This window comes from uncultured Methylobacterium sp., assembly GCF_964251405.1.
GTDB lineage: Bacteria > Pseudomonadota > Alphaproteobacteria > Rhizobiales > Beijerinckiaceae > Methylobacterium.
The window spans coordinates 20,795-27,847 of record NZ_CAXUJR010000021.1; the positions used below are offsets into that span (position 1 = coordinate 20,795).

The 7,053-nt window shown below is 66.7% G+C and carries 9 protein-coding genes; 7 read left to right on the forward strand and 2 right to left on the reverse strand.

Going from position 1 to position 7,053, the window contains the following annotated elements; translation table 11 throughout:
* Positions 1–26 precede the first annotated feature (26 nt).
* Positions 27–221, forward strand: a complete 195-nt coding sequence (locus ACFE7U_RS06105) for a DUF2934 domain-containing protein (RefSeq protein WP_375408839.1) — start codon at positions 27–29, stop codon at positions 219–221.
* Between the two features lie 213 nt (positions 222–434).
* Here the strand turns inward: ACFE7U_RS06105 and ACFE7U_RS06110 are convergent, their stop codons facing one another.
* Entirely contained in the window at positions 435–884 is a 450-nt protein-coding gene (locus ACFE7U_RS06110) for a hypothetical protein (RefSeq protein WP_375408840.1), read from the reverse strand.
* On the opposite strand from ACFE7U_RS06110, the gene ACFE7U_RS06115 reads away from it, so the two are divergent.
* Entirely contained in the window at positions 855–1,334 is a 480-nt protein-coding gene (locus ACFE7U_RS06115) for a B12-binding domain-containing protein (protein ID WP_375408841.1), read from the forward strand. The two genes, ACFE7U_RS06110 and ACFE7U_RS06115, sit on opposite strands and share 30 nt — an antisense overlap.
* A 74-nt stretch (positions 1,335–1,408) precedes the next feature.
* Here ACFE7U_RS06115 and ACFE7U_RS06120 read toward each other — a convergent pair whose 3' ends face one another.
* Entirely contained in the window at positions 1,409–2,086 is a 678-nt protein-coding gene (locus tag ACFE7U_RS06120) for a queuosine precursor transporter (RefSeq protein ID WP_375408842.1), read from the reverse strand.
* 193 nt (positions 2,087–2,279) lie between these two features.
* Between ACFE7U_RS06120 and ACFE7U_RS06125 the strand changes: the two genes are divergently transcribed.
* The 5 genes from ACFE7U_RS06125 to ACFE7U_RS06145 all read left to right on the forward strand — a co-directional run.
* Positions 2,280–2,897 carry a CvpA family protein gene (locus tag ACFE7U_RS06125; RefSeq protein ID WP_375408843.1) on the forward strand — a complete coding sequence of 206 codons (618 nt, stop codon included), beginning with the start codon at positions 2,280–2,282 and terminating at the stop codon, positions 2,895–2,897.
* A gap of 205 nt (positions 2,898–3,102) precedes the next feature.
* Positions 3,103–4,542, forward strand: a complete 1,440-nt coding sequence (gene purF / locus ACFE7U_RS06130; RefSeq protein WP_375408861.1) for an amidophosphoribosyltransferase — start codon at positions 3,103–3,105, stop codon at positions 4,540–4,542.
* 7 nt (positions 4,543–4,549) lie between these two features.
* The gene (locus ACFE7U_RS06135; protein WP_375408844.1) at positions 4,550–5,302 is read left to right on the forward strand and encodes an SDR family NAD(P)-dependent oxidoreductase; all 753 of its coding nucleotides are present in this window, start codon (positions 4,550–4,552) and stop codon (positions 5,300–5,302) included.
* 22 nt (positions 5,303–5,324) lie between these two features.
* Positions 5,325–5,735: a dihydrofolate reductase gene (locus tag ACFE7U_RS06140; RefSeq protein WP_375408845.1), complete on the forward strand. Its 411-nt coding sequence runs from the start codon at positions 5,325–5,327 to the stop codon at positions 5,733–5,735.
* A gap of 434 nt (positions 5,736–6,169) precedes the next feature.
* On the forward strand, positions 6,170–7,053 hold an 884-nt coding region (locus tag ACFE7U_RS06145; protein ID WP_375408846.1), incomplete at its 3' end, for a YbdK family carboxylate-amine ligase.

Here is a 7,053-nt window from a genome sequence, read left to right on the forward strand (position 1 = left end):
TGCGGCGATCAACAAGGAAACGAACCATGAACGGCAAGCCCCGGATCAGCTTCGAGGAAATTCGCGAGCGCGCGTACGAATTGTGGGAACGTCACCACCGGCCCGACGGATTCGAGATCGAGTTCTGGCTCCTGGCCGAACGCGAGCTTCGCGCCGACCGCGAACGGCGCGCCGAAATGGCGGAAAACGAGCCGCAGCAGCCGGATAGGCGGTTTGCCTGAGGGCGCACGACACGGCCCTCGAGAGCGATCTTCTTGCTGCACCGCACCAATAAACCTCAAGATATCGCGGTCGCCGAGGCGAGGCGAGAGCTTGGCTTGAGAGAGTACCTCGCGCTCCCCCCTAGACGGCTTACTGTTTCGAGGTCTAGGCTCAAGCCGAGTCGGGTGCGAAACCCGCGAGGCGATTGGGGGATCGAGATGCAGGCTCCGAGCTTATCGCCGTTTGAGCTGATTCCTCGTCCTCATGCGTCCATGGACGCGCATTTCGTTGCCCCGGAGATCCTGCGGCGTTCCGATGTCTTTGCGCGCAGGGCGAAACTTCTCAGGCTGGTCTCCGCCGACGTCATCCCGCGACTGACGCTTCTTCATCGCGCCGAAGCTGCCGTCGTCCCTGCCGCCCGCCGGAGCCGAGGGACGCAGGCGTCCGAGGTGCGGGACGACAAGGTTCGGGAGCCGGAGATCCGGGGGCTCGCCCACCTCGTTCTCGGCACCGACCTCGAAGCTGCGATCGATTTCGTCACCGGCCTTCGCGAACGCGGCGTATCGATGGATACCCTGTTCGTGAACGTGCTCGAACCGACGGCACGCCATCTCGGAAGCCTGTGGGAGGACGATGCCTGCGACTTCATCGACGTGACCCTGGCGGTCGGCCGCCTGCAGCATCTGCTGGCCATCTTCAACGATACCCTCGAGCTTCCGGCGCTCGATGGGAAGCGCCATGTGCTGATGACGACGATGGCCGACGAGACCCACTCTTTCGGCGCCCAGATGGTGGAGAAGTTCCTGAGCGCCGGCGGCTGGACCGTGCAATCGGAACCTGCCGCCGCGGCCGATGCCATCGCCGAATTGGTCGAACACCGGTGGTTCGCCGTCGCGGGACTGACCGTCAGCTGCGACCGGGATCTCAGCGGACTCGCCGACCTGATCGGCTCGATCAGGAAACGCTCGTGCAACCGCGCGATCGGCATCATGGTGGGCGGCCCGGTCTTCATAGCCAATCCTGGTCTGGCCGTGGAGTTGGGAGCGGACGCGACGGCGTCGAACGCGCCCGCCGCGGTGGTTCTCGCCCAGAAGCTGTTCGACAAGGGCGCCAAATCGGGCTGGCAGGAGTAGGACGGCCGCGACGCGACGGCGGCGAGGGCGCCGGGATCGTCCGGGGTTTCTGTCGGGAAAGGATGCAGGACAACTCATCCCTTCAGCCGGAATGGATTGAAGTCGGTGCCCCGGTCAAAATGGTCCTCGCCCTCTTCCCGCTTGAGCCGGGCGATCACCGGAAGGGTCACAGGCAGGGCTGCGATCTCCCAGGCGACCTTGAGAAGGAATGCGCCCACGGCGATCTGCACGAGATCTGCGATCGCGAAGACGCCGCCGAAGGCGATCGTGACGAAGACGGCCGTGTCCAAGGCTTGGCCGACGACAGTGGACGCGACGAGGCGCAGGGCGAGCCCGCGCCCGGCCGAGCGCAGCTTGGGTCGCGCCAGGATGTAGGCGTTCAGGAATTCGCCGCCGAGAAAGGCGATCATACCGGCGAACGCGATCCGCGGCGTCGCACCCAGGATGGTCTCGAAAGCCGCCTGATGCGGCCAGAACGATGCGGGCGGCAGGGCCGCCGCGAGGGTATAGCTCGCAATCCACATGATTTGAGCGGCGAACCCGGCCCAGACCACCTGGCGGGCGCTGGCATAGCCGTAGACCTCCGTGAGCACGTCGCCGAAGACGTAGGAGACGGGGAAGACGATGATGGCGGCGCTGAAGGTGATCCCCGCGACCGACACGATCTTTCCAGCCAGGATCAGCGACATGATCAGAACGGCGCTGAAGAGACCCGCGATAAGGACGAGGTACTTGCGGTTCGGCTCTGCCATCGACGGCATCCCGTAGGTTGCGAAGCGAGGCAGCATAGGGGCTGGACGGATGGGGGCTTAAGGGTCCGCACGTTGCGCGCATCCCGGAGGGTGACGGGCCTGGATCGGCACGGTATACAGGCCGCGCGGCACGGGGCAGCCGCGAAACCCCGGTGATCGTCGCCGCTCTGCCCCCTTGTGACCCGCGTCGTCGATGCCGTTTTCGATTCTGGACCTCGTCGTACTCGGGATCATCGCGATCTCCGCCCTCCTCGCGGCGGTGCGCGGCGCCACCCGCGAGGTCCTGGCGATCATCGCGTGGGTCGCCGCCGCAGCGGTGGCGTGGAAGTTCTATCCCCTCGTGCTGCCGCTGGTCGGCCAGCACGTCGCCAACGCGACCGTCGCCCTGGTGGCCTCCATCGCGGCGATCTTCCTCGGCACGCTGATCATCGTCTCGATCATCACTGTGAAGATCTCCGACATGATCCTCGATTCGCGGATCGGTGCCATCGACCGCTCTCTGGGCCTCGTCTTCGGCGCCGGGCGCGGCTTCCTGATCTGCGTGATCGGCTGGGTCTTCCTCGCCTGGCTGGTGCAGGGCAAGATGCCGGATTGGGCCTCGCAGGCGAAGAGCCGGCCGCTCCTCGAGAAATCCGGCAATGCCCTCGTGGCGCAGCTGCCGGAAAATCCGGAAGGCATTCTGAAGCAGTTCAAGAAGCCGAAGACGGATGGCTCGGGCGAACCGACGGATCCGCCGAGCGAGGGTGAAGCGCCCGCTCAGCGCCGCAGCGATGCCGACAAGCCGGCAGCCGTGCCCGCATCGCGACGCTGACCTGCGCGAAACGGCACTTGGTTGCGCTGCACGGGCCGACGACATAACCGTTTCGTGACACATTTTCGCGAGTAGGCTCGCGATGCAGGCCCGGCAGACCCCTCGACGGGGTCCAGACCGACGAGGGAACGGCTTCAGCATGTCCAGACGCACAGGCAATGGCCGGGCCTCCTTCGAGATCGCCGACGGCGAGATCCTTGATGGGATGGACCGGAATGGCGACACGCTGCGTGAGGAATGCGGCGTCTTTGGCATCTTCGGCCATCCGGACGCATCGGCCATCGTGGCGTTGGGGCTCCATGCCCTGCAGCACCGGGGGCAGGAGGCAGCCGGCATCGTCTCCTTCGATGGCGCCGTGTTCCACTCCGAGCGCCGGCCCGGCCTGGTCGGCGATTCCTTCTCGGACCGCTCGACCATCGAGCATCTGGAGGGCGCCTCCGCCATCGGTCACGTGCGATATTCGACGACGGGCGGGACCATCCTGAGGAACGTCCAGCCGCTTTTCGCCGAACTCGCCAGCGGCGGGCTGGCGGTGGCCCATAACGGCAACCTCACCAACGCCCTCTCGATTCGCCGCGACCTCGTGCGCGACGGCGCCATCACCCAGTCCACCTCGGACACGGAGGTGATCCTGCATCTGGCCGCCCGTTCGCGTGCACCCCGCATCGTCGAGCGCTTCACCGAGGCCCTGCGCCGCATCGAGGGCGCCTATGCCATTGTGGCGCTGACCAACAAGAAGCTGATCGGCGCCCGCGACCCGCTCGGGATCCGCCCGCTGGTGCTGGGGGAACTCGACGGGCGCTACATCCTGGCGTCCGAGACCTGCGCCCTCGACATCATCGGCGCGAAGTTCATCCGCGACATCGAGAACGGCGAGATCGTGGTGATCTCCGAAGAGGGCATCGAGTCGATCCGCTTCGCCCCGCTGCAGCCGATGCGCCCGTGCATCTTCGAGTACATCTACTTCGCGCGGCCGGATTCGGTGGTGAACGGCAAGAGCGTCTACGCCGTCCGGAAGAACATCGGCGTCCAGCTCGCCCGCGAGGCGCCTGCGAGGGCGGACATCGTGATCCCGGTTCCCGATTCCGGGGTGCCGGCGGCCCTCGGCTTCGCGCAGGAGACCGGCCTGCCCTACGAGATGGGCATCATCCGCAACCACTATGTCGGGCGCACCTTCATCCAGCCGACCCAGTCGGTGCGCGAGCTCGGCGTGCGGATGAAGCACTCGGCCAACCGCGCCGCGGTGGAAGGCAAGAGCATCGTGCTCGTCGACGACAGCCTCGTGCGCGGCACCACCTCGGTGAAGATCGTCAGGATGATGCGCGAAGCGGGTGCCACGGAAGTGCATTTCCGCATCGCCTCGCCGCCGATCACCTATCCGGACTTCTACGGGATCGACACGCCCGAGCGAGAGAAGTTGCTCGCGGCCACCCACGATCTCGAGGGCATGCGCCGCTATATCGGCGCCGATTCCCTCGCCTTCCTGTCGATCGAAGGCCTGTACCGGGCCATGGGCGAAGACGGGCGCGACGCCGCCTGCCCGCAATATACCGACCATTGCTTCACGGGCGACTACCCGACGGCCCTGACGGATCTGGCGATCGCCGGCCCCAGGCGCCTCGCCATGCTCGCCGAGGCGGATTGAGGTCGCGATGACGTCGTTCCCCGATAAGCCCCTGGCCGGCCGCGTCGCCGTCGTCACCGGCGCCTCCCGGGGCATCGGCCGGGCCGCGTCGCTGGCGCTGGCGGAAGCCGGTGCACACATCATCGCGGTGGCGCGGACCCAGGGCGCCCTCGAGGAGCTCGACGATGCCATCAAGGCGGCGGGCTCCAGCGCCACCCTCGTCCCCCTCGACCTCACCGATTACGATGGGATCGACCGCCTGGGAGGCGCGATCTACGAGCGTTGGAAGCGCCTCGACATCGTGATCGGCAATGCCGGCATCCTCGGCAACCTCACGCCGCTCGGGCACGTGACGCCCAAGGCCTGGGCTCAGGTGATGGACGTCAACGTCACGGCGAACTGGCGCCTCCTCCGCTCCCTGGATCCGCTGCTGCGCGCCTCCGACGCTGGCCGGGCGGTGTTCGTCACCTCCGGAGCGGCGCAGAAATGCAGGGCCTATTGGGGGTCCTACGCCGTCTCCAAGGCGGCACTGGACGCTCTGGTGCGCACCTATGCGGCCGAGACCGAGACTACGCCCGTCCGCGCGATGCTGCTCAATCCGGGGCCTCTGCGCACCGCCATGCGCCATGCGGCGATGCCGGGCGAGGACCCGGCCACGCTGCGGACGCCGGAGGATCTCGCGCCCGCCTTCGTGCGCCTGGCAAGGCCCGACTGGATGGAGTCCGGCAAGATCTACGATTTCCCCACCGATCGGGTCGTTGCCTTCCAGCCCCCTGCCTGACACGCCATTCGGGATAACAGCGATGATCGACGTGCGCTGCATCTGTGCCATCGGGCTTCGCGGCCAGCTCGGACTGAACGGGCACCTGCCCTGGGAGGGCAACACCGACCCCCTCTTCGTCGAGGACGTCACGCGCTTCTTCGCGCTGACCATGGGCCACGTGCTCATCGCCGGGCCGAAGACCGTGGCCTCCGTGCCCGACTTCGCTTTCAAGGACCGCACCATCGACGTGATCCGCAGCCACGAGGACCCCGAGGCCGTGCTGGCGCGCTATCCGGGCCGGCGCATCTTCGTGGGCGGCGGCATCACGGTGTGGAACGTCTACGCGAAATACATCCAGAACTGGGACATCACCCGCCTGCCTTATGACGGCGAGGCCGACCGTTGGTTCGATCCGGCTTGGTTGGTAGGTGGGGCGTTGCGGAGCGAATGATCGTACTGGACAGGGCGCCGCCTCTTTCGTGATCGTCGCCATGCTGACCGAGCATACGATAGCCGCGGGAGGACCACTGACGGCCCTGGATCTCGATTGGTTGGCGCAACGTCGCGCAGGTACGCGTCATTCCGCGGAGGACGTCGGGACACGCGTCAGTCGGATGCGCCGTGACGGCGAGACGTGAGGGTCCATCTCGACACCAGCGTCCTCGTAGGACTTCTGATCAACCATCTCTTCACGCCGCGTGCGGCCACTGATCGTCGCGCCGGGGTGCGAACGCCCATTGTGACTGACTTGGCTGACGGCGCGTCGCAGCGCGGCAGTCAGGCGGCACCGAGCTAAGTGGGTCGGTCGATCGGGTCACACACTGCAACACGGCACAAAGGCCATCCTCCGCGAGTTGAGCGGCACGCCTTGCGGAGAGAAACACCATGACCGCACACAGCTACCGCTTCGGCATCGAGGAAGAATATTTCCTCGCCGATGCCGAGACGCGCGGGACGCCGCGGCGGTCGGTCAAGCCCTTCCATCTGGAAGCCGAGGAGCGGCTGCCCGAGATCGGCCGCGAACTCCTGCAATGTCAGGTCGAGGTCTGCACCCCGCCCTCGACGGAGTTCGCGAAAGCCCGCGAAGTGCTGGCGGGTCAGCGCGCCGCCCTCGGCACCTTGGCTGCGCAGCACGAACTCCTCGTCTTCGCCGCGGGCACGCATCCCGTCGCCGACTGGGCGCGGCAATTACCGACCAAAGGCGAGCGCTATCGCGGCATTCTGCGCGATGTCGGCATCGCCGGCCGGCGCAGCCTGATCTGCGGCATGCACGTCCATGTCGAGGTGCCTGATCCGCAAGCCCGGATCGACCTCATGAACCGGCTGCTGCCATTCCAGGCGGTGCTCTTCGCGCTCTCGGCCTCGTCGCCCTTCTGGCAGGGCAAGCCAACGGGGCTGACCGCCTATCGCCTCAGCGCCTTCGGCGAACTCCCGCGCACCGGGCTGCCGCCCCTCATCGCCAACACGCGGGACTACGATCGCTATCTTCGCATCATGACGAAGGCGGGCTCGATCCAGGATGCGAGCTTCTTGTGGTGGTCGCTCAGGCCTTCGATCAAGTTCCCGACACTCGAACTCCGCATCGCCGATTCCTGCACGCGGCTCGAGGATGCGCTCACCATCGCGGCCCTGTTCCGCTGCCTCGTGCGCCTCGCCGTGCGGCGGCCAGATCTCAATGCCGGCCTAGACGGCGTTTCGCGGGCGCTTGCCGAGGAGAATCTGTGGCGGGCTCAGCGCAGCGGCATCGATGCCGAGTTGATCGACGAGGA